At 73.2% G+C, this 20,521-nt stretch carries 19 protein-coding genes and 2 riboswitches; of the genes, 5 read left to right on the top strand and 14 right to left on the bottom strand.

Translation table 11 applies throughout. The annotated features are described in order from the left end of the window. Nucleotides 1–10 precede the first annotated feature (10 nt). Nucleotides 11–1,381 carry a Na+/H+ antiporter NhaA gene (nhaA, locus tag F4692_RS08935; protein ID WP_179619329.1) on the bottom strand — a complete coding sequence of 457 codons (1,371 nt, stop codon included), beginning with the start codon at nt 1,379–1,381 and terminating at the stop codon, nt 11–13. Nucleotides 1,382–1,519: 138 nt separating this feature from the next. Between nhaA and F4692_RS08930 the strand changes: the two genes are divergently transcribed. Further along, complete coding sequence (locus F4692_RS08930; RefSeq protein WP_308645229.1) at nt 1,520–1,924, top strand: phage holin family protein; 405 nt, start codon at nt 1,520–1,522, stop codon at nt 1,922–1,924. 1 nt (nt 1,925) lies between these two features. On the opposite strand, the gene F4692_RS08925 is transcribed toward F4692_RS08930, so the two are convergent. From F4692_RS08925 to F4692_RS08880, 10 genes are all read right to left on the bottom strand, one after another. Next, on the bottom strand, nt 1,926–3,101 hold the full coding sequence (locus tag F4692_RS08925) for a MarP family serine protease (RefSeq protein ID WP_179619328.1): 1,176 nt from the start codon (nt 3,099–3,101) through the stop codon (nt 1,926–1,928). A 4-nt stretch (nt 3,102–3,105) separates the two neighbouring features. Beyond that, nucleotides 3,106–3,876: an NUDIX hydrolase gene (locus tag F4692_RS08920; RefSeq protein WP_308645228.1), complete on the bottom strand. Its 771-nt coding sequence runs from the start codon at nt 3,874–3,876 to the stop codon at nt 3,106–3,108. Continuing rightward, complete coding sequence (locus F4692_RS08915; RefSeq protein WP_179619327.1) at nt 3,873–4,499, bottom strand: TlpA family protein disulfide reductase; 627 nt, start codon at nt 4,497–4,499, stop codon at nt 3,873–3,875. Before F4692_RS08915 ends, F4692_RS08920 begins: the two co-directional genes overlap by 4 nt. Further along, nucleotides 4,496–5,152 carry an endonuclease III gene (nth, locus tag F4692_RS08910; protein WP_179620418.1) on the bottom strand — a complete coding sequence of 219 codons (657 nt, stop codon included), beginning with the start codon at nt 5,150–5,152 and terminating at the stop codon, nt 4,496–4,498. The genes F4692_RS08915 and nth overlap by 4 nt, the downstream gene beginning before the upstream one ends. A gap of 78 nt (nt 5,153–5,230) precedes the next feature. Further along, nucleotides 5,231–6,013 (bottom strand): precorrin-6A synthase (deacetylating), encoded by a 783-nt coding sequence (gene cobF, locus F4692_RS08905; protein WP_179619326.1) that lies wholly within the window; start codon nt 6,011–6,013, stop codon nt 5,231–5,233. Beyond that, complete coding sequence (gene cobN / locus F4692_RS08900; protein ID WP_179619325.1) at nt 6,010–9,675, bottom strand: cobaltochelatase subunit CobN; 3,666 nt, start codon at nt 9,673–9,675, stop codon at nt 6,010–6,012. The genes cobF and cobN overlap by 4 nt, the downstream gene beginning before the upstream one ends. Further along, nucleotides 9,672–10,406 carry a (2Fe-2S) ferredoxin domain-containing protein gene (locus F4692_RS08895; protein ID WP_179619324.1) on the bottom strand — a complete coding sequence of 245 codons (735 nt, stop codon included), beginning with the start codon at nt 10,404–10,406 and terminating at the stop codon, nt 9,672–9,674. The genes cobN and F4692_RS08895 overlap by 4 nt, the downstream gene beginning before the upstream one ends. Next, a complete protein-coding gene (locus F4692_RS08890; protein ID WP_179619323.1) occupies nt 10,403–11,206 on the bottom strand; it encodes an ABC transporter ATP-binding protein in 804 nt (267 codons plus the stop codon). The genes F4692_RS08895 and F4692_RS08890 overlap by 4 nt, the downstream gene beginning before the upstream one ends. Continuing rightward, entirely contained in the window at nt 11,199–12,236 is a 1,038-nt protein-coding gene (locus tag F4692_RS08885) for a FecCD family ABC transporter permease (protein WP_308645227.1), read from the bottom strand. The genes F4692_RS08890 and F4692_RS08885 overlap by 8 nt, the downstream gene beginning before the upstream one ends. Next, nucleotides 12,233–13,255, bottom strand: a complete 1,023-nt coding sequence (locus F4692_RS08880) for an ABC transporter substrate-binding protein (protein ID WP_179619322.1) — start codon at nt 13,253–13,255, stop codon at nt 12,233–12,235. The genes F4692_RS08885 and F4692_RS08880 overlap by 4 nt, the downstream gene beginning before the upstream one ends. Nucleotides 13,256–13,282: 27 nt before the next feature. Beyond that, a riboswitch (cobalamin riboswitch) is annotated at nt 13,283–13,416 on the bottom strand. 35 nt (nt 13,417–13,451) lie between these two features. Here F4692_RS08880 and F4692_RS08875 point away from each other — a divergent pair. Beyond that, on the top strand, nt 13,452–14,276 hold the full coding sequence (locus F4692_RS08875) for a nitrite reductase (protein WP_179619321.1): 825 nt from the start codon (nt 13,452–13,454) through the stop codon (nt 14,274–14,276). On the opposite strand, the gene F4692_RS08870 is transcribed toward F4692_RS08875, so the two are convergent. Continuing rightward, nucleotides 14,263–14,955: a 4a-hydroxytetrahydrobiopterin dehydratase gene (locus F4692_RS08870; protein WP_179619320.1), complete on the bottom strand. Its 693-nt coding sequence runs from the start codon at nt 14,953–14,955 to the stop codon at nt 14,263–14,265. The genes F4692_RS08875 and F4692_RS08870 overlap by 14 nt on opposite strands. A 252-nt stretch (nt 14,956–15,207) precedes the next feature. Beyond that, nucleotides 15,208–15,286: riboswitch (cobalamin riboswitch) on the top strand. 49 nt (nt 15,287–15,335) lie between these two features. Here F4692_RS08870 and F4692_RS08865 point away from each other — a divergent pair. Genes F4692_RS08865 through F4692_RS08855 form a run of 3 tightly spaced genes read left to right on the top strand, consistent with a single transcriptional unit; the run spans nt 15,336 to nt 18,303 of the window. Beyond that, complete coding sequence (locus F4692_RS08865) at nt 15,336–15,989, top strand: precorrin-8X methylmutase (RefSeq protein ID WP_179619319.1); 654 nt, start codon at nt 15,336–15,338, stop codon at nt 15,987–15,989. After that, on the top strand, nt 15,986–17,560 hold the full coding sequence (locus F4692_RS08860) for a precorrin-2 C(20)-methyltransferase (RefSeq protein WP_179619318.1): 1,575 nt from the start codon (nt 15,986–15,988) through the stop codon (nt 17,558–17,560). The genes F4692_RS08865 and F4692_RS08860 overlap by 4 nt, the downstream gene beginning before the upstream one ends. Further along, nucleotides 17,557–18,303 (top strand): cobalt-precorrin-4/precorrin-4 C(11)-methyltransferase, encoded by a 747-nt coding sequence (locus tag F4692_RS08855; RefSeq protein WP_308645226.1) that lies wholly within the window; start codon nt 17,557–17,559, stop codon nt 18,301–18,303. Before F4692_RS08860 ends, F4692_RS08855 begins: the two co-directional genes overlap by 4 nt. 106 nt (nt 18,304–18,409) lie before the next feature. Here F4692_RS08855 and F4692_RS08850 read toward each other — a convergent pair whose 3' ends face one another. Then, nucleotides 18,410–18,685: a Fe-S cluster assembly protein HesB gene (locus F4692_RS08850; RefSeq protein ID WP_179619316.1), complete on the bottom strand. Its 276-nt coding sequence runs from the start codon at nt 18,683–18,685 to the stop codon at nt 18,410–18,412. A 73-nt stretch (nt 18,686–18,758) separates the two neighbouring features. After that, entirely contained in the window at nt 18,759–20,450 is a 1,692-nt protein-coding gene (locus F4692_RS08845; protein WP_179619315.1) for a CHAP domain-containing protein, read from the bottom strand. Nucleotides 20,451–20,521: the final 71 nt, after the last annotated feature.

Raw genomic sequence — 20,521 nt, 5'->3', positions numbered from 1 at the left:
CATTCCGTCCCTAGATACCCCGACGGGGAGGGGCCGAGCGGGTGGTGAGCAGCAGCAGGACGACCCCGACGACGGCGGCGATGAGGGAGGCCAGCAGGATCGCGATCTTCGCCTCCGCGGTCAGCAGGTCGCTGCCGGGGAAGGACAGCCCGGCGATGAAGATCGACACCGTGAAGCCGATGCCGGCGACCGCGCCGAGCCCGAGGAGCATCGGCCAGGTGGTGTCCTCGGGCAGCCTGCCCAGCCCCAGGCGTACGGCGGCGTAGGAGGCCAGGAAGATCCCGACCGGCTTGCCGAGCACCAGCCCCAGCACGATGCCGAGGCCGACCGGGGCCGTGAACACCTCGCCGATCGCGCCCAGCTCGACGCCGGCGTTGGCGAGCGCGAAGACCGGGAGGACGACGTACGCCGAGACCGGGTGCAGCGTCGCCTGGAGCCGCTCGACGACGGACACCGACTCCTTGAGCAGGAACCGCAGCTTGGCGAGCTCATCGGGGTCGAGGACGTTGTCACGGAGCGCGTCGCGCGCATGGGTGCGCGCGACCTCCTCGCGCAGGAGCGGCGTCGCGGGGGCGAGGAGCCCGATGGCGACGCCGGCGAGGGTGGCGTGCACGCCCGACTCGAGCAGGGCGAACCACACCCCGACGCCCAGGACCACGTAGAGGACGACCGCCCAGATGCGCAGCCGCTGCGCCACGAGCATCGCGACGAGCAGGCCGACCGCGATCGCGAGCCAGCCCAGCGACAGGTCGCTGGTGTAGAAGACGGCGATCACCAGGATCGCGCCGATGTCGTCGACGATCGCGAGCGTCAGCAGGAACAGCCGGGCCGCCGACGGGATCCGGCGGCCCAGTACGCCGAGCACGCCGACCGCGAACGCGATGTCGGTCGCCATCGGGATGCCCCACCCGCCACCGCCGTCGCTGCCCGGAGGGTTCAGGGCTAGGTAGATCCCGGCGGGGACGAGCATCCCGCCGACCGCGGCGATGATCGGGAGCGCGGCGGTCCTGGGGTCGCGCAGGTCGCCGTTGACCAGCTCGTACTTGATCTCGAGCCCGACGACGAAGAAGAAGACCACCATCAGGGCGTCGTTGACCCAGTGCTGGAGCGACTCGTCGAGGTGCAGCGGGCCGACGTCCAGCGTCAGGTGCGCGTGCCAGAGCGCGTCGTACGACGACGCCCACGGGCTGTTGGCCCACACGAGCGCGACGACCGCCGCCGCCATCAGCAGCAGCGAGCCGGCGGCCTCGACCCGGAGGAACTCGCGCACCGGGCGGGCGACGAGCCGGGCGAGGGGCTTGTCGCTGGCGATGTAGACCGGGCCGCTCCGCCAGACGTCGTCGTCGGGGCGGGGATCCTGGGGCGTGCGGGACGAGGCCATGGGGCGGCGCCTTTCGCGGGGGTCGGGACAGCGGTCACCGCGGCGTCGCGCCGCGGGCCGACCAGACTTCCCGGCTCACCTGCAGACCACTCTAGACGGTGAGGTGGACCCCGATGACGCGTTGGTAGGGTCGCGGACGTGGCTCACGAACCCGTCAATGACACGGACCCGACGCTCGGCAAGCTCGTCATGGACGCGCAGCGAGACATCTCGACGCTCATCTCCAAGGAGATCCAGCTCGCCAAGAGCGAGATCAAGGTCAGCGTCAGGCACGGCGGCCTCGGGATCGGGCTGTTCGCGGGCGCCGCGTTCCTCGGCCTGCTCGCGATCATCATGCTGTCCGTGGCGATCGCCTACTTCATCCACTGGAACGGCAGCGGCCTCGACCTGCACTGGGCCTTCCTGATCGTCTTCGCCCTCTACGTCCTGATCGCGGCCGTCCTGGCACTGGTCGGGGTCAAGCAGGTCAAGAAGGTCAAGGCGCCCGAGCGGGCGATCGAGCAGGGCAAGCAGATCCCGCAGGCCCTCAAGGGCAAGGGCTAGATCACCGCACGCAGCTGCCGGTGTCGACCGGCGCCTGGCTCGTGACGCCGGCCGCCGCGGACTCCGCGACCTGGGCGGCGGTCAGCGCGTAGCCGGTGTCCTTGTCGCTCACGGAGGCGGCGAAGACCATCCCGGCCACGTCGCCGCCCGACGTCACGATCGGTCCACCGGAGTTGCCCGGACGGATCAGCGCCCGGAGCGAGTAGACCTGGCGGATGACGGTGCCGTCGCCGTAGATGTCCGGCGAGCGGAGCCGCTGCTCGGAGCGGATGCGGCCGGACTCGACGTCGTACGGCCCGTCCTCGGGGTAGCCGAGCACGGCGACCGCGTCGCGGGGCTTGGCCTCGGTGTCGAACGCGAGGTGCGGGGTGCCGGTCTCGGGCAGCGCGAGCACCGCGATGTCGAGGTCGGCGTCGTAGAGGACGACCGACGCGGTGACCGACGAGCCGCCCACCTCGACCTCCGGTCGGGTCACGCCCGCGACGACGTGCGCGTTGGTCATCAGCCGGCCGGGTGCGTAGAAGAACCCCGTCCCCTCGACACCGCTCCCGCAGCCGTTGGAGCCGCGGACCTTGACCACGCTGTCCTGCGCCGCCACGACGTCGGGGTCGGTGAGCATCCGCGGGTCGCCCGGCTTGACCGCGACGATCCGCTCGGGGGCGAAGGGCTCGAGGTAGCGGGGGAAGAACGTCGTGCCGACGACGTTGTTGAACGCCTGCAGCACCTTGCCGGAGTCGGCCGGCAGGGTCTGGTCGACCTTCGCGAGGACCGTCGAGTCGCGTACGAGCGGGGTGACGGCGCCGATCCGGGTGCCGGAGACCGCGACGCCGAGCGCCCAGGCGACCAGCAGGACCGCGACGGCGCTGAGGGCCGAGCCGCCGACGGCGTCGACGGCGCGGATCGGCTGCCACGTGATCCGGTCGCGGATCCGCGCGCCGGCGTACTGCAGGACCGCCTGGCCCAGCGACGCGCACATGATCACGATGAAGAGGGCACCCAGCGAGACCCAGATCGACGGCGCGGCGTCGCCGAGCGCGAGCGGGGCGAGCCAGATGCCGCCCAGGCCGCCGAGCAGCAGCCCGGCCGTGGCGCAGGCGCCGGTGATGAAGCCCTGCCAGTAGCCCGAGAGGGCATAGATCCCCACCAGCGCGACGAGGCACCAGTCGAGGACGTTCACTGCACTACTCCTCGAGCTTGGTGTCGGGTGCCAGGTCCGTGTTCCTGGGGACACCTTGCAGCATGTGGTCCGGCAGGTCACGCACCCGCGCCCGGTCCCAGTCGCCCGCCCAGCCCAGGTAGGAGAACAGGCGGGCGATGATGCCGGCGGTGAAGCCCCACAGGATCACGTCGCGCTGGGGCCCGATCAGGAACCCCGGGCCCGTCCAGCCGCTCGGGTGGCGCACGCTGATGCGGTTGTCCGCGTCGAGCAGGTCGGCGATCGCGACGTGGTGGATCTCGTGGACCTCCTCGGGGCTCTCGATCCGCACCTCGCCGCGCTCGCGCCAGTAGCCCAGGACGGGCGTCACCGCGAAGTTGCTCGGCGGCAGCCACAGCTCGGGCAGCTCGCCGAAGACCTGGACCTCCGCGGGCTGGAGCCCGATCTCCTCGTACGCCTCGCGCAGCGCCGCCTGCTCGGCCGTCTCCCCCGGGTCGAGCGACCCGCCCGGGAAGGACACCTGCCCGGGGTGGGAGCGCATGTGGTGGTTGCGCTCGGTCAGCAGCAGCTCGCCGCGGTGGGCGAGGTCGTCGGGCGCGCTGGCGTCGGCACCGGGACCGGCCTCGCGATCGGCCTCGCGGTCGGCGAAGACCATCAGCACGGCACCGCGCCGGGGGTCGCTGCCCTCCGGCGCCATGAACTGGGTGAGCTCGCGGACGGTGATCGTGCTCGCGGCGTCGACCACCGGCTGCAGCCAGCCGGGCAGGCCCTCGGCCCCCGGGTGGCGCTCGCTCACAGGCGGATCCCGAGGTAGGTGTCGACGAGCTCCTCGACCTCGCGGACGGAGTCGACGCCGCCGGAGTGCTGGCCGACGACCTCGCCGTCGGCGTCGACGAAGACGAAGGCCGGCAGGCCGCGGCGGGCGATCGCGAAGGCGTCCTCGGCCATCAGGTCACCGCCCGGGTCGGCGATCGACGGGTAGGTCACGCCGGTCTCCTCGGCGAGCGCCATCGCGCCGGTCGGGTTGACGTCGTTGAAGTCGATGCCGACCACGGCCACCTCGTCGGCGTGCTGCTGGTGGAAGGCCTCGAGCGCCGGCATCTCGTCGCGGCACGGCTCGCAGAACGCCTGCCACAGGTTGATCACCATCGGCCCGCGCAGCGACGCCAGGTCCACGTCGGGACCGCCGCCGAGGCACGGGAGGGTCAGCTCGGGCAGCCCGCCGCCGACCGGGGCACCGGATCCGGGCTCGCAGTCGGCCATCCCGATCCGCGCCTTCGCCTCCCGCAGCGCGGGGGTGTCGACGTCGACGTCGGGCGGGCGTACGTCGACCCGGCCGTCGGTGCCCATCGACGACCAGGCGAGGGCGCCGACCGCGACGATCACGACGAGCGTCACCGCGAGGAGGAGCTTCCTCATGCGGGGCCCTGGGTGGTGACCAGCTTCTCCGCCTCGATCGGGTCGGTCGGGCCGGCGCCGAAGGACGGGCAGAGCTTCGCGATCGGGCAGGCGCCGCAGGCGGGCTTCTTGGCGTGGCAGCGGCGGCGGCCGTGCCAGATGAGGTGGTGGGACAGCATCGTCCAGTCACGCTTGGGGAACAGCGCCCCGACGGCGTGCTCGACCTTGACCGGGTCGGTCTCCTCGGTCCAGCCGAAGCGGCGGGCCAGCCGGCCGAAGTGGGTGTCGACGGTGATGCCGGGCTTGTCGAAGGCGTTGCCGAGAACGACGTTGGCCGTCTTGCGCCCGACCCCGGGGAGCTTCACGAGGTCGTCGAGGCGGGCCGGCACCTCGCCGTGGAAGTCGTCGACGAGGGCCTGGCTGAGCTTGAGCAGGGAGTCGGTCTTCTGCCGGAAGAACCCGAGCGGGCCGAGCAGCTGCTCCATGTGCTCGCGGGGCGCGGCGGCCATCGCCTCGGGCGTGGGGTAGGCCGCGAAGAGCGCCGGGCTGGCGGCGTTGACCCGCCGGTCGGTGGTCTGCGCGGAGATGACCGTGACGACCAGGCACTCGAAGGGGTTGGTGAAGTCGAGCTCGGCCCTGGCGTCGGGATAGGTCTCGGCGAGGATGCGGTCCATCCGGCGCGCCCGGCGCACGAGCGACGTGTCGGGCTTGGGGATCTCGACGACCTTGGCGGGGCGTGGCACGCGCTCAGCCTACGGTCCGCCCCCGACACCGGTCCCGGCACCTGATGCGGCACCTGACCGCCGCCTCAGCAGGTAGGTGTCCATCACCCAGCCGTCGGCGTCCCTCGCCCGGGCGCGGGCGGCTCGGACCTCCGGCTCCACGTCGCCCAGGCGCCCGGCGACCAGCTCCTCGTGCGGGCTCCCGAGGTTGGCTCCCCACCAGATGTCCCAGTCGCCTGCAAGCAACGTTGCTTGCAGCCGTCCGTCGAGCATGACGACGAGGTTGTCGTGCCCGGCCGCGACGTCGTCGGCGAGCCGTCGGCCGGTCGTCACGAGCACCGGCCGGCCGACCTCGTGCAGCACGACGCGGTGCCGCGCCGCGAGCAGCGAGAGCGCGGAGACCCCGGGCAGGACGTCGTACGGCACGTCGAGGCGCTCGACGACCCGGATCGTCGAGTCGTAGAACGCCGGGTCGCCCCAGACGAGGAAGCCGACGGTGCCGGGCCGCGCGCCGAGGACGGAGCCGTACGCCGCGGCGCGCGCGTCGTGCCAGTCGAGGACCGCGCCGTCGTAGGCCGTCGCGTCGAGGTCGGGGTCCCGGTCGCGCTCGGGGTCCGGCACGGCGACGAGCTCCACGCCGAGCTCGGCGCAGATCGCCCGGCGCACCGCGAGCAGCGGGTCGTCCCCACCGTCGGACGAGCCCTTGTCGGCGGCGATCACGTAGTCGCAGCCGGCGACGGCCTCCCGCGCCTCACCGGTCAGCTGCCCGGGGTGGCAGCCGATGCCGACGATGCGGACGGTGGTGGTCGTCACCGGTCCTCCAGCTCGCCCTCGACGTCGAGGTAGACCTGCTGCAGGGCGGCCATCACGTCGGCGTCGGGGTCCTCCCACAGCCCGCGCTCGGCCGCCTCGTGCAGCCGCTCGACGATGCCGCGCAGGGCCCACGGGTTGGAGGTCCGCAGGAACTGCTGGTTGGTCTCGTCGAGGACGTACTCCTTGGCGAGCGACTCGTACATCCAGTCGTGCACGACGCCCGCGGTGGCGTCGAACCCGAAGAGGTAGTCGACGGTCGCGGCGAGCTCGAAGGCGCCCTTGTAGCCGTGGCGCTGCATCGCGCCGATCCAGCGCGGGTTGACCACGCGGGCCCGGAAGACGCGGTTGGTCTCCTCCTGCAGGGTCCGCGTGCGCACCGCGTCGGGCGTCGTCGAGTCGCCGACGTAGGCCTTGGGGTCGCTGCCGGTCAGCGCGCGCACCGTGGCGACCATGCCGCCGTGGTACTGGAAGTAGTCGTCGCTGTCGGCGATGTCGTGCTCGCGGGTGTCGACGTTCTTCGCGGCGACCTTGATCCGCCGGTAGTTGGTGCGCATGTCGTCGGCGGCCGGTGCGCCGTCGAGGTCGCGACCGTAGGCGAAGCCGCCCCACGCCGTGTAGACCTCGGCGAGGTCGGCGTCGTCGCGCCAGTTGCCGGACTCGACGACCTGGAGGATGCCGGCGCCGTACGAGCCGGGCTTCGAGCCGAAGATCCGCGTCGTCGAGCGGCGCTCGTCGCCGTGCTCGGCCAGGTCGGCGCGCGCGTGGGCCCGGACGTAGTTCTGCTCGTCGGGCTCCTCGAGCGCCGCCACCAGGCGTACGGCGTCGTCGAGCATGGCGACCACGTGCGGGAAGGCGTCGCGGAAGAAGCCGGAGATCCGCACGGTGACGTCGATGCGCGGTCGGCCGAGGTCCTCGAGCGGGATGACCGTGAGGTCGTTGACGCGACGCGAGGCCGGGTCCCACTCGGGGCGTACGCCCAGCAGCGCGAGCACCTCGGCGACGTCGTCGCCGCTGGTGCGCATGGCGCTGGTGCCCCAGACCGACAGGCCCACGGACTGCGGGTAGGTGCCGGTCTCGTCGACGTACTTCGCGACCAGCGACTCGGCCATCGCGGAGCCGGTCTGCCAGGCCAGCCGGGACGGGACGGCGCGCGGGTCGACGGTGTAGAAGTTGCGCCCCGTCGGCAGCACGTTGACGAGCCCGCGCAGCGGCGATCCCGACGGGCCGGCGGCGATGAAGCCGCCGTCGAGGGCGTGCACGACCGCGTCGAGCTCGTCGGTCGTGCGCGCGAGGCGCGGCACGACCTGGGTGGCCGCGAACTCCAGCACCCGCTGGACCTCCGGGTCGTCGTGGAGCTCCGTCGCGCGGGCGACGTCCCAGTCCGCCTCGTCCATCTGCTCGACCAGGTCGCGGGCCTTCGCCTCGATCGCGTCGACGGCCGAGGTCGCCTCCGCGTTCTCCTTGAGGCCCAGCGCGGCCCGCAGCCCCGGCACGGCCTGCGCCTGCCCCCCGAAGACCTGCGCGGCCCGCAGGATCGCCAGCACCAGGTTGACCCGTGCCTCACCGCTCGGCGCCTGGCCGAGGACGTGCAGCCCGTCGCGGATCTGCGCGTCCTTGATCTCGCAGAGCCAGCCGTCGACGTGCATGATGAAGTCGTCGAACTCCTCCGCGTCCGGCTGCTCCTCGAGCCCGAGGTCGCGGTGCATCTCGGCGGCGTGCATGAGCTGCCAGATCTCGCCGCGGATCGCGGGCAGCTTGGCCGGGTCCATCGCCGCGATGTTGGCGTGCTCGTCGAGGAGCTGCTCGAGCCGGGCGATGTCGCCGTACGACTCGGCGCGCGCCATCGGCGGGACCAGGTGGTCGACGATCGTCGCGTGGGCGCGCCGCTTGGCCTGCGCACCCTCACCCGGGTCGTTGACGAGGAACGGGTAGATCATCGGCAGGTCGCCGAGCGCCGCGTCGGTGCCGCACTCCCCGGACAGGGCGGCGTTCTTGCCGGGCAGCCACTCCAGCGAGCCGTGCTTGCCGAGGTGGATGACCGCGTCGGCGCCGAAGCCCCCCTGCTCGACGGCACTGCCCAGCCAGCGGTACGCCGCCAGGTAGTGGTGCGTCGGCGCGAGGTCGGGGTCGTGGTAGATCGCGATCGGGTTCTCCCCGAAGCCGCGCGGCGGCTGGATCAGCAGCACGACGTTGCCGGCCCGGACGGTCGCCAGGACGAGCTCTTGCTGGTCGTTGACGAACAGCGAGCCCGGCGCCTCGCCCCACGCCTCGACCATGTCGTCGCGCAGCTGCTGGGGCAGGTGGGCGGTCCACGCGGCGTACTGCTCGGGCGTGATCCGCACGTGCGCGTCGGTGAGCTGCGCATTGGTCAGCCACTCCTCGTCCTGGCCGCCCGCCGCGATGAGCGCGTGGATGAGCGCGTCACCCGCCTTCGTCAAGGCGGTCGAGTGGTCCTCGCCCTCCAAGGTGGTCGAGTAGTCCGAGCGAGGAACGAGCGAGGACGTATCGAGACCCTCGAGGATGTCCGCGACGACGTTGCCCGACCCCAGGTCGTACCCCTCCTCCCTCAACCTGAGCAGCATCCGGATCGCGGAGACGGGGGTGTCGAGCCCGACCGCGTTCCCGATGCGGGCGTGCTTGGTGGGGTAGGCCGACAGCACGAGGGCGAGCTTCTTCTCGGCGTTGGGGATGTGGCGCAGGCGCGCGTGCCTGACCGCGATGCCGGCCACGCGGGCGCAGCGCTCGGGGTCGGCGACGTAGTGCGGCAGCCCGTCGGCGTCGACCTCCTTGAAGGAGAACGGTGCGGTGATGATGCGGCCGTCGAACTCCGGGATCGCGATCTGGGTGGCGGAGTCGAGCGGGCTCACCCCGTCATCGGACGCCTCCCACTCGGCGCGGCTGCTCGTGAGGCACAGGCCCTGGATGATCGGGATGTCGAGCGCCGACATCCGTGCGACGTCCCACGACTCGTCGTCACCGCCGGCGCTGGCAACCGCGGGCGTGCTCCCGCCGGCCGCGAGGACCGTGACCACCAGCGCGTCGAGGCTGCCGAACGCCTCGTAGAGCTCGTCGGGCGCGGACCGGAGCGAGCCGGCGAAGATCGGTACGCCGACCGCCGCGCCCGTCGCGTCGATCGCGTCGGCGAGGGCGTGCGCGAAGGCGGTGTTCCCGCTGGCCTCGTGCGCGCGGTAGTAGAGCACCCCCACTCGCGGGAGGTCACCACCGACCTCGGCGCGCTCCGCGAACCCCCACTGCGGCAGCACCTTCGGCGGCTCGAACCCCACCCCGGTGAGCAGCACGGTGTCGGAGAGGAAGGCGTGGAGCTGGCGCAGGTTCTCCGGCCCGCCCTCAGCGAGGTAGCGGTGCGCCTCGGCCGCCACGCCGATCGGCACCGACGACAGCTCCATCAGCTCGGCGCTCGGCGACTGCTCGCCGCCGAGCACGACGACGGGCATCCCGGTCGACGCCACGCGGGTGAAGCCGGAGCAGAGGTCCTGCGGCGAGCCGAGGAGCCGGCCGACGACGAGGTCGCAGCCCTCGATCACCTCGGCCATGGACTGGTGGCCGGGCCGGGCTGGGTTCGCCAGCACGAAGTCGGCGCCGGACGCCCGCGCGCTCAGCAGGTCGGTGTCGGACGTGGACAGCAGGGCGATCCGGGTCATGACGGGTCCTCCGGGTGGGTGCTCCGCCCGCGGCTGCGGGCGAGTCGGTGGGCGTCGACGGGGGTGCCGGCGACGAGGTGGTGGGTGGCGATCTGCTCGACGGCGGCGGCGTCGACGCGGCCGTACCAGACGTCGTCGGGCTGCACGCTGACGACGGGCGCGTGGTTGCACGGGAACTGGCAGCCGGTCTGCGTGACGAGGACGTCGTCGTCACCGAGGCCGTGGGCGTCGAGGACCCGGCCCAGTGCGACGGCCGTACGGTCGGCGCCGGCCGCGGAGCACCTGGGTCCCCGGCAGACGAGGACCTGGTGGGCGTGGCGGGGCACGTCCTCCCAAGCCGCGGAGACGAGGGGCGCCTCCGTCCCGGTCACCGCTCGGGCGAGGGCGAGCACCCCCCGCAGCGCGACGCTGTCGAGGGCGGCGAGGTCGGCACGCAGGACCGCTGTGGCGACGGTGACCTCGGGGCGTACGCCCTCCCGCTCGCGCCACCAGTGGCCGGCCACCCGGCGCAGCCACGACTGGGCGGGCGCGGTGGCCCCGAGGCTGACCCCCGCGAGGGCGATCCTCGTCGCTCCCGCGTCGGCGAGGCGGGTGAGCTCGGCGGAGAGGGACGGGTCCCCGAGCTGGAGGTGCGCCACGGTGCCGTCGACCAGGCGTGCAGCCGCGAGGAGATGCGCGTGCTCGGCCACCTCCTGCGCGGAGAGCCCGACCAGCACGTGGTGCTCGCTCATGCCCCCACCTCCTGGCGGGGTCCGTTCCAGCGGACGTGCGGACGGTCGTGGAGCGGATGCGGCTCCACGGTCGCCTCGACGCCGTACACGTCCGCGATCAGCGCCGACGTCAGCACCTCGTGGACCGGCCCGGCGGCGACGAGCCGACCCGCGTCGAGGACGGCGACCCGGTCGCAGTAGGCCGCGGCGAGCTCGAGGTCGTGCAGCGCGGCGACGGTCGTGAGGCCGAGCCCGCGCACGCGGGTGAGGAAGTCGAGCTGGTGGCCGAGGTCGAGGTGGTTGGTCGGCTCGTCGAGGAGCAGCACGGCCGGGCGCTGCGCGACCGCACGGGCCAGCTGGGTGCGCTGCCGCTCGCCGCCCGACAGCGTCTGCCACGAGCGGTCGGCGAGCTCGAGCACGTCCGCGAACCGGAGCGCGTCGTCCACCACCGCGGTGTCCTCGGGCGACTGGTCGAGCACGGACAGACGGCCCCTGCGATGGGGGATCCGGCCGAGCTCGACGACCTCGCGGACGGTGAGGTCGAGGGTGGTCGACGCCTGCTGCTCGACCAGTCCGACGAGCCGGGCCCGCTCGCGCGACGGCAGGCCGTGCAGGTCGCGCGCGCCGACCCACACGCCACCGGAGGCCGGCCTCGCCTGACCGGCGAGGAGGTTGATCAGCGTGGTCTTGCCGGAGCCGTTGGGCCCGAGGAGGCCGGTGACGGTGCCCGGCTCGCAGACGAGGTCGATGTCGGCGACGATGTCGCGGCCGGCGGCGCGCCACGTCGCTCCGCGCACCTCGAGCCGTACGCCCTCACGCATGGTTCCTCCCGCGCCGCAGCAGCCAGGCGAAGAAGGGGGCGCCGACGACGCCGGTCACCACACCGATCGGGACCTCCTGGCCGTCGACGACCGACCGGGCGATGGTGTCGGCCGCGACCAGGACGATCGCACCGACCACGGCGCACATCGGCAGCAGGAGCCGGTGCCCCGGACCGGTGACGAGGCGGACGATGTGCGGCACCACCAGGCCGACGAAGCCGATGAGGCCGGCGTGGGCGACCAGGCAGGCGGTGACCAGCGCGGTGCCGACGAGCAGGGTCCACCGCAGCCGGGTGACGTCGACGCCGAGCGAGCGGGCCGCGGCCTCACCGAAGGCGAACGCGTCGAGCTGGTCGGCAACACCGAGGATCCCGACGGTCGCCACGAGCGCGACGACGGCGAGGAACACCGCCGACTCCCACCGGAGCCCGGCCACCGAGCCGAGCGTCCACGACAGCACCCGGCGCGCGGCCTGGTCGTCACCGCTGACGATCACGAGGAAGGACGTGTACGCCGCGCACACCTGGCCGACGGCGACGCCCGCCAGGATCGTACGCGTGGGTGGCAGGGTGCCGGACCGTCCGGCGGCGAGCACGAGCACGGCCGCCAGCGCGGCGAGCGCACCCACGAAGCCGGCCGCCGCGACCGCCGCCGAGCCGACGAGCCCGGCGAACGACACCCCGAGCACGATCACCGTCACTGCCCCGACGGCAGCGCCGCCGGAGATGCCGAGGAGGTAGGGGTCGGCGAGGTCGTTGCGGGTCAGCGACTGCAGCACCGCGCCGCAGAGCGCGAGCGCCGCGCCGACGGCCGCCGCGCCGAGCACGCGCGGCATCCGCAGCTGCCACACGATCTGGTCGTCGAGCAGGGACACGTCCCAGACGCCGAGGTGCATCCGACGCGCGACGACCTCGAGCACCTCCGGCACGCCGACGCGCACCGAGCCGACGCCCAGCGACACCGCCATGGCGGCTGCGAGGAGCGCCAGCCCGAGGGCCAGCGCGCCGAGGCCGCCGAGGGTGCGGGTCACTGCCGGGAGGCGAGCTGCTGGAGCTGGTCGGAGACCGAGGCGGCGCCGTCCGCGAGTCGTACGCCCGGGGTGGACTCGGAGAACGGGACGACCACGTACGCCCCGTCGCGCACCGCGTCGAGCTGCGACAGGACGGGGTCGCCCTCGAGGTGCTCGATCTTGTCCTCGGCGCTCGACCAGCCGGCGTCGGCCAGGACGATCACGTCGGGGTCGGCGGCGACGACCCTCTCCCAGCTCGCCTCGGCCCAGCCGCCGTCGAGGTCGGCGAAGACGTTCGTCGCGCCGACGGCGTCGAGGACGAGCTGCGGTCCCCCGCCGCCCGCGCCGACGTACGGGGTCTTGTCACCGGAGTCGAACCACAGGACGTCGAGGTCCGCGCCCGCCCCGCTCGTCGCGAGCTCGTCGAGCAGGGCCTGCTGGTCGGTGCGGAGCTGCTCGGAGCGCTCCGGGACGCCGAAGGCGGTGGCGACCGCGTCGATCTCGTCCCAGACCGCCTCGAAGGTCGGGTCCGGACGGTCCGCCGCCTCCTCGCAGCCGAACGGCGAGAGGTACGACGAGGTGCCGGACTCCTCGAGCTCGGCCCGGGTTCCGGCGACCTTGCCGTCGAACGCGCTGCCGTAGGACGCGTAGACGAGGTCGGGCTGGACGGCGAGGAGGTCCTCGCGGGTGGGGTACTCCTTCGACAGCACCTCGACCGCGTCGTAGGCATCGGCCCACTTGGCGGGGATGGCGTCGTCGAGGTAGGCCGTGCCGGCCATCTGGTCCTCGACGCCGAGCGCGAGCGCGACCTCGGTGGCGCCCTGGTTGAGGGTGACGGCGCGCTCGGGCGGCGCCTCGATGGTCGTGGTGAAGCCGCAGCTGGTCACCTCGACGGGGAAGAGCGACGCGGCATTCCCGCTGCTGCTCGGCTCGGGGCCGGTGTCGGTGGCCCTGTCGGCCTCCGGGGCGCCGGCGCAGCCGCTCAGGACGAGCACGGCGGCTGCGGACACGACGGTGGTGCCGATGGGTGCGTGACGCACGGATCCTCCTCGGGGTTCTCGCCCCTGGTGATGGGATCCGCGTGGGCCAGTATCTGGCTGCGGGCCTGCACGCAGGCCCTCACAGTGGCGGAACCGCCCCGGGGTCGCACCGGGTTCCTGGGTCCCACGCGGAGTGGTGCGCCGAGGCTACCCCGTCCCGATCCCGGCCGGCACGCGCCGTGTCATCCTTCGACCCATGCACCGCACCCGAGGCGACCTCTGCCCCGGTGTCCTGCGTCCGTGGCCGGCCGAGGACGGCGCGCTCGTACGCCTCCGCGTCCCCGGCGGCCACCTCACCCGTACGTCCCTGCTCGCGCTGCTCGACGTGGCGGAGACCTGGGGCGACGGGCGGGTCCACCTCACCAAGCGCGCCAACCTCCAGCTGCGCGCGCTCCCGCTGGCCGACGGCGCCGTCCCGACCGAGGTCGTCGAGGCGATCCGCGCCACCGGCCTGCTCCCCCACCCCGAGCACGAGCTGGTCCGCAACGTCCTGGTCTCCCCGCTGACCGGCCTGGTGGGAGGCCGCGCGGACCTGCGGGCGGTGACCACCGAGCTCGACGCACGCATCTGCGCGACGCCGTCGCTGGCGAAGCTGCCCGGCCGGTTCCTGCTCGTCCTCGACGACGGCCGCGGCGACCTGGCCGACCGTTCCTGCGACCTCGGCCTCGTCGCGCTCTCCGGCGGCGAGGTCCAGCTCCGGATCGGCTCCTCGCACTGGGGCCCGGTCGTCCCGCTCGCCGAGGCGGCCGCGCGCCTCACTGGCCTGGCGCGGGCGTTCCAGCAGGTCCGCGGCACCGGCGACGACGCGGCCTGGCACGTCGACGAGCTGCCCGTCCCGCCGGCCGGGCAGCCCGCGGACCCGCGCGCCCTCGTGGCGTCCGCGCCCCCGGCGTACGGCGAGGTCGCGCCCGGCGTCACCCACCACGCGGTCGAGGGCGGGGTCGTGGCGCGAGGCGTTGCGTCCACGCTGCCGGAGCAGCTGGTGGTCACACCGTGGAAGTCCCTGGTCAGTCTTCGCTGACCGTCGAGACGTCGTGGCAGAGCACGCCGCGGTTGCCGTCCTGGTCGACGATGACGGTCAGCCCGTCGCCGTCCTGGACGACCTCGCCACCGGCGGCGACGGCAGCGGCGATGCGCTGCTCGGCGGCCTCCGGGGCGACGTAGACCTCGACGTGGAACCGCTGCCCGCCCTTGGGCTCGTCGCCGAACCACAGGTTGGGCACGCGCGCCGTCGCGTCACGGACCTCGTCGCTCGGCGTACCGCGCCCCTGCGACTCGGCGTCGCCGGTCAGCAGCGCGGCCCACACCGGCGCGATCCGCTCCGCGTGTGCGGTGTCGAGGCCGAGCTCCAGCTCGCTGACGGCGGCCGGGTCCGGTGCGAGGGCGTGCTCGGCGGCGATCTCGGTGATCCGGCGCGCGAGGTCGACGTCCTGCTGGGTCGGCCACTCGACGACGTGCTCGGTGCCGTCCTCCTCGCGGTAGATCGCGTCCTCGGTGACCAGCTCGAGGTCGACGTGGCCGGCCCACATCCGCACGCGCGGGTGGTGCCTGACCGCGTCCCCGGCCTCACCGACCGCGGCGAGGAAGCGGACGCCCGCGGCGAAGTCGTCGACGAGGTAGCGCGCGTGCAGTCCCTGCGCGAGCTTGCGCCAGTCGGTCAGCCTGGCCGCGGCGATCTCGGTGCCTCGCATCATGTCCATGGGCCACCCTAGGCACCGACCACCCCGACGGAGGTTGGACAAGGATGGGACATCTTCTACGGTGGGACACGTCTTCGAGTGACCTCACCACTTCCGGGTGGTCGGATCCACCCGAGCAGGGTGATCGAGGACTGCGGCCTGGCCCCGGAAAGTGGCCAGGCCGCACCCATCTCCCCGACCGTACGCCGGTCCACCGACGTGCGCCATGCCCCGGGCCGTCCCGGTGCCCTAGGCTGCCCCCGTCACGCGACGCAGGAACCCGGTGCGAGTCCGGGGCGGTTCCGCCACTGTCAGACCTCTCGGCACGAGCGAGGGGTCGAGCCAGACACTGTCCGCGCGGCGTACCTGCAACCCAGGGGCGAGAACCCCGAGGAGCCGTGATGACCCTGCTTGCGCGTCCCACCCGCCGCTACGACTACGTCGCCGACGGGGCCGCGATCTACGACGAGTCGTTCGCGACCATCCGCCGCGAGGCCCGCTTCGACCACCTCCCGGCCGACGCCGAGCGCGTCGCGGTCCGCATGGTCCATGGCACCGGGCAGGTCGACCTGACCGAGGACCTGGTCATCCACCCGCACCTGGTCCGGTCCGCGCGCACCGCGCTGGAGGCGGGCGCGCCGATCATCACCGACGCCCACATGGTCGCGTCGGGCGTCACGCGGGCCCGGCTGTCGCGCGACAACGAGGTGCTCTGCGCCCTGCACGACCGGCGTACGCCCGACCTGGCGATGTTGATGGGCACGACCCGTTCCGCCGCCGCGCTCTCGCTCCTCGAGGACCGGCTCGAGGGCGCGGTCGTCGCGATCGGCAACGCCCCGACCGCGCTCTTCCACCTCCTCGAGATGCTGCTCGACGGCGCGCCGCGCCCGGCCGCGATCGTCGGCTGCCCCGTCGGCTTCATCGGCGCCGCCGAGTCCAAGCAGGCCCTGGAGGAGGCGCCCATCGAGGTGCCGTTCCTGACCGTCCGCGGCCGCCGCGGTGGCTCCGCGATGACCGCCTCCGCCCTCAACGCGCTCGCCCAGGAGAAGGAGTGAGCACCGGGGCGCAGGGGCGCCTGTACGGCGTCGGGCTCGGCCCCGGCGACCCGGAGCTGATCACCCGCAAGGCCGCCCGGCTCATCGAGTCGGCCGACGTGATCGCCTACCACGCGGGCGTCGGCAAGACCTCCAACGCGCGCACCATCGCCGCCGACCTCATCCCGGCCACGGCCATCGAGGAGGAGCTGCGCTACCCCGTCACGACCGGGAGGACCGCGCACCCGGGCGGGTACGCCGGCGCGATGGCCGAGTTCTACGAGTCGTGCTCGGCGCGGCTCGAGGCCCACCTCGCCGCCGGCCGTACGGTCGTCGTGCTGGCCGAGGGCGACCCGCTGTTCTACGGGTCGTTCATGTACCTCCACGACCGGCTCTCACCGCGCTACGAGACCGAGGTCGTCCCGGGCGTGCCCGCCTTCGCCGCCGCCACCGCCGTCCTCGCCTCGCCCCTCGTGCGCCAGACCGACGTGCTCACCGTGCTGCCTGGCACCCTCCCGGTGCCCGAGCTCGCCCGCCGCCTCGCCGACACCGACGGCGCGATCATCATGAAGCTCGGCCGCACGTTCCCCGGTGTCGTCGACGCCCTGCGCCAGGCCGGCCGCCTCGAGCACGCGATGTACGTCGAGCGCGCCTCGATGCCCGCCGAGCGCTGGATGCCGGTGGTCGAGGTGGACCCCACGTCGGTGCCGTACTTCTCCCTCGTCGTCGTCCCCGGCGACAGCTTGTCCTCGGACCCCGGAGGCCGCAGGTCGTCCGAAGGTGGTCGAGTAGCCCGCGAGGCCCCCCTCCAAGGTGGTCGAGTAGCCCGCGAGGAACGAGCGGGCGTATCGAGACCCAGCCCCCGCCCCCTCCAGGTCATCGGCCTCGGTCCCGGCCCCGACTCCTGGCTCACCCCCGAGGCCACCGCCGCCCTCGCCGACGTCGACCACGTCGTCGGCTACGCCCCCTACGTCCACCGCGTCCCCCAGCGCGAGGGCCTGACGCGCCACGCGTCCGGCAACACCGTCGAGGTCGACCGCGCCCGCCTCGCCCTCGGCCTGGCCGCACAGGGCGAGAGGGTCGCCGTCGTCTCCGGCGGCGACGCGGGCGTCTTCGGCATGGCGAGCGCAGTGTTCGAGGCGGCCGCCGACTACCCGGACGTCGAGATCGAGGTCCTCCCCGGCGTCAGCGCCGTCCAGGCCGTCGCCGCCCGCGCGGGTGCCCCGATCGGCGCGGACTTCGCGGTCCTGTCGCTGAGCGACCGCCTCAAGCCGTGGTCCGTGGTCGAGAAGCGCCTGCGCGCGATCGTCGAGGCCGACCTGGTGCTCGCGGTCTACAACCCCGCCTCGCGCAGCCGTACGACCCAGGTCGCGGACCTGCAGAAGCTCTTCCTCGAGCACCGCAGCCCCGACACCGTCGTCGTGGTCGGCCGCGACGTCGGGCGCGCCGAGGAGTCGCTGACCGTGACCACCCTCGCCGAGCTCGAGGCCGACACTGTCGACATGAAGTGCCTGCTGATCGTCGGCGCCTCGTCGACCCGCGTGACCCCGGCCGGCCAGGTGTGGACGCCCCGCTTCGTGGAGCAGGAGTGACCGTCCACTTCGTCGGCGCCGGCCCGGGCGCCGCCGACCTGATCACCCTGCGCGCCGCGTCGCTGCTCGCAGGGGCCGACGTCGTGCTCTACCCGGGGACGTACCTCGACGCCGACGTCCTCTCCCACTGCCCCGACGCGCGCCAGGTCGACACGCAGGCCCTCGACCTCGACCAGATCACGTCCGTCATGGTGTCCGCGGCTGCCGAGGGGCTCGAGGTCGTACGCCTCACCTCCGGCGACCCGTCGCTCTACTCCGCCCTCGCCGAGCAGACCGCCCGCCTCGACGCAGCCGGCGTCGCGTGGGACGTGTGCCCCGGCGTCCCCGCGTACGCCGCCGCTGCCGCCGCGATCGGCCGCGAGCTCACCGTCCCGCTCGTCGCGCAGTCGGTCGTGCTGACCAGGACCCAGGCCCGCTCGACGGCCATGCCGGCCACCGAGTCGCTGGCCGCCTTCGCCGCGACGCGCGCGACCCTGGCCCTGCACCTCGCGATCACGAAGACCCGGTCGTTGGCCTCCTCTCTCGTGGAGGACTACGGCGCCGACTGCCCCGCGGTCGTGGTCCACCGGGCCACCCAGCCCGACGAGCTCGTCCTCCGCGGCACGCTCGCCGACATCGCCGACCAGGTCGAGGAGGCCAGGCTCAAGCAGGCCGCCGTCATCCTCGTCGGCTGGGCGCTGGCGCGCGAGGGCGCGGAGTCCTGGCTCTACAAGTCAGACCGCCCTCGAAAGACGGTGGAGTGACGAGCCGCTAGGTCGGGCTGTTCACTCCACTGTCGCTGCGCCAGACGCATCCGAGCATGACGGAGCCCCGGACCCAGAGCGAGTCCAGGGCTCCTGAAGGAGTACGTCAGGCCTGCTGGCCCAGCGCGAACTGGATGTTGCCTTCGTCGTCCACGCCGCCGTCGAGGACCTTGTCGGAGAGGAACTCCGACGCCGTCCCGTCGACGTAGACGGTGGCACCGTCCTGCTCGAGCACCATGTCGTCCGGCGCCGCGGCCTCAGCGGGGCTGACGGACAGCGCCTCCCCGTCGGGCTCGGTCGCGATGCGGATCGCGGAGATCCCCGGCACTTCCTCGATGAACTTGTTGACGATCGTGGTCACGTTCTCGGTGAGAGCAAGCATGTGGCTCTCCTCCCGTATGGCGAATGTGTCCCCTCCACCATGACAAGGACGCGCCACAGACCCAAACCGAGGCCTACCCCTTGCGGGACGGCACCGTCACGCTCGAGCGCGCGACCGCGGCCTGCACGACGGCGTTCCCGGCGTAGCGCACGACCACCGGCTTGCTGCCCGGCTTGAGGTCGCGGAGGACGACGCGGGCCCGCCCGGCGACGACCTGGACCTCGACCGTCCTCTTCCCGACGGTGACGGTCATCGCGCCGTCGGGCTTGGTCGCTCCGGGGGCGCGCACGCGTACGTCCACCGCGACGCGCTTGCGGGAGGCGTCGGTGCTCACCTTCAGCTCGGGCGTGGTCGTCGCGGTCGTGCGTACGGCCACCGTCTCGGTGGTGTCGCGGAAGTGGCGGCGGGACAGGGTGATCTGCACGGACAGGGTGCGGCCGAGGTCGGCGCGGCGGACCGTGTACGTGGGCTTCGTCGTCTTGGCGATGCGCTGGCCGTCGCGGAACCAGGCGTACGACGCCGTCGCGTCGCCGGGCTTCGTGCCGCCGACCTTGGCGACGAGCTTCTTGCCCACCACGGGCGTCCCCTTCACGCGGGACGCGCTGGTCATCGTGATCGGCTTGGCGAGGACCGGTTCGGTCGCGGTCGCGTTGGCCCGCGACTTCTTGTAGCCGCTCGCGCTCGCGATGCTCCGGGCGGTGATGCGCTTGCCGATGTGGTCGCGGGTGAGGACGAGGGACGCCCCGGTCGCGCCGTCGAGGGCGGTCCCGTCGGCGTACCACTGGGTCTTGACCTTCGCGGGCTGCGGCGACCACGACGACGGGGTGAGGGAGAGCGTCTGGCCGACCTCCGCGACACCCTGGATCACCGGCTGCGCCGCGGCCTGGAACCGTCCGGGGGCGACGGGAGCGGTCGCGAGGGTCGCGCGCCCTGCCGTGTAGCCGCTGAGCTCCGCGGTCACCTCGGCGGTGAGGGTCTTGCCCTTCTCGGCGGCCGTCGGGACGTAGCTGGGGGCGGTGGCACCCGGGATGGCGGTGCCGTCGGCCAGCCACCGCACGGTGACGCTGGTGGGCGTCGGCGTCCACGCGCCGGCAGCCACCTCGAGCGGTGCGCCGACGGCCGGCGTCCCCACGATGGCGGGGGCCGTCGTGGGCGCGACGACGCGGTCGTTGAAGTGGATGAACCCCGAGGGCCAGCCGCCGCCGGTCTTGGTGACGCGGCGCCAGTGGAAGTCCCCGCCCCAGTAGTCCTCCGACACGATGATCTCGGTCTCGGAGACGACCTGCTCCACGAAGGCGACGTGGCCGTTCGAGCCGGCGGGCGAGACGTTGGACTTGTACCAGGCGATCGATCCGACCGTCGGGGTCTGGTCGGTGATGCTCGCCATCGCCGCACCCCAGTTCGACGCGTTGCCGCTGCCGGTCCACGGCCGTACGTCCGGCATCCCGGACTGGACGAGCCGGTAGGCGACGTAGTTGGTGCAGTTGTGCCCCGTGAACATCTTCCAGTACTGCGTCCCCGACGCCTGGCGGTAGCCGTAGTTGCCGTATCCGGAGGCCTGGCAGCCGGCGTAGCCCGAGCACAGGTAGGTCGACGTGGCCAGGTTCAGCCTGCTGGCCGTGGTCGGCAGCGCGATCAGCACGAGCGCCAGCAGCGCCGTCAGCAGGCCGGCCGTACGCCCGGCTCGGCGTACGACGAAGGGCAGCGCCGCGCCGGTCTCGGGGGCACTGTGGGACGTCTGTGACGAGTGGGGCTGATGATGCACGTGAGGGATCGTATGTAGCGATAGTCAAGCGCGCCACGCCGTTGGGATAAGAACAAATGTGTAATTCTCGC

It is taken from the genome of Nocardioides cavernae (genome assembly GCF_013410035.1).
In the GTDB taxonomy this organism is placed as follows: Bacteria; Actinomycetota; Actinomycetes; order Propionibacteriales; family Nocardioidaceae; genus Nocardioides; species Nocardioides cavernae_A.
The sequence above is the reverse complement of the archived record's forward strand: the minus strand, read 5'-3'. Positions and strand labels throughout refer to the sequence as shown.

What these genes read in the sequence shown, in the direction of transcription:
- nhaA (WP_179619329.1), bottom strand. Translation starts at nt 1,381, where the DNA reads ATGGCCTCGTCCCGCACGCCCCAGGATCCCCGCCCCGACGACGACGTC.
- F4692_RS08865 (WP_179619319.1), top strand. Translation starts at nt 15,336, where the DNA reads ATGACCCTGCTTGCGCGTCCCACCCGCCGCTACGACTACGTCGCCGAC.
- F4692_RS08850 (WP_179619316.1), bottom strand. Translation starts at nt 18,685, where the DNA reads ATGCTTGCTCTCACCGAGAACGTGACCACGATCGTCAACAAGTTCATC.
- F4692_RS08895 (WP_179619324.1), bottom strand. Translation starts at nt 10,406, where the DNA reads ATGAGCGAGCACCACGTGCTGGTCGGGCTCTCCGCGCAGGAGGTGGCC.
- nth (WP_179620418.1), bottom strand. Translation starts at nt 5,152, where the DNA reads ATGGACCGCATCCTCGCCGAGACCTATCCCGACGCCAGGGCCGAGCTC.
- F4692_RS08875 (WP_179619321.1), top strand. Translation starts at nt 13,452, where the DNA reads ATGCACCGCACCCGAGGCGACCTCTGCCCCGGTGTCCTGCGTCCGTGG.
- F4692_RS08870 (WP_179619320.1), bottom strand. Translation starts at nt 14,955, where the DNA reads ATGGACATGATGCGAGGCACCGAGATCGCCGCGGCCAGGCTGACCGAC.
- cobN (WP_179619325.1), bottom strand. Translation starts at nt 9,675, where the DNA reads ATGACCCGGATCGCCCTGCTGTCCACGTCCGACACCGACCTGCTGAGC.
- F4692_RS08890 (WP_179619323.1), bottom strand. Translation starts at nt 11,206, where the DNA reads ATGCGTGAGGGCGTACGGCTCGAGGTGCGCGGAGCGACGTGGCGCGCC.
- F4692_RS08915 (WP_179619327.1), bottom strand. Translation starts at nt 4,499, where the DNA reads ATGAGGAAGCTCCTCCTCGCGGTGACGCTCGTCGTGATCGTCGCGGTC.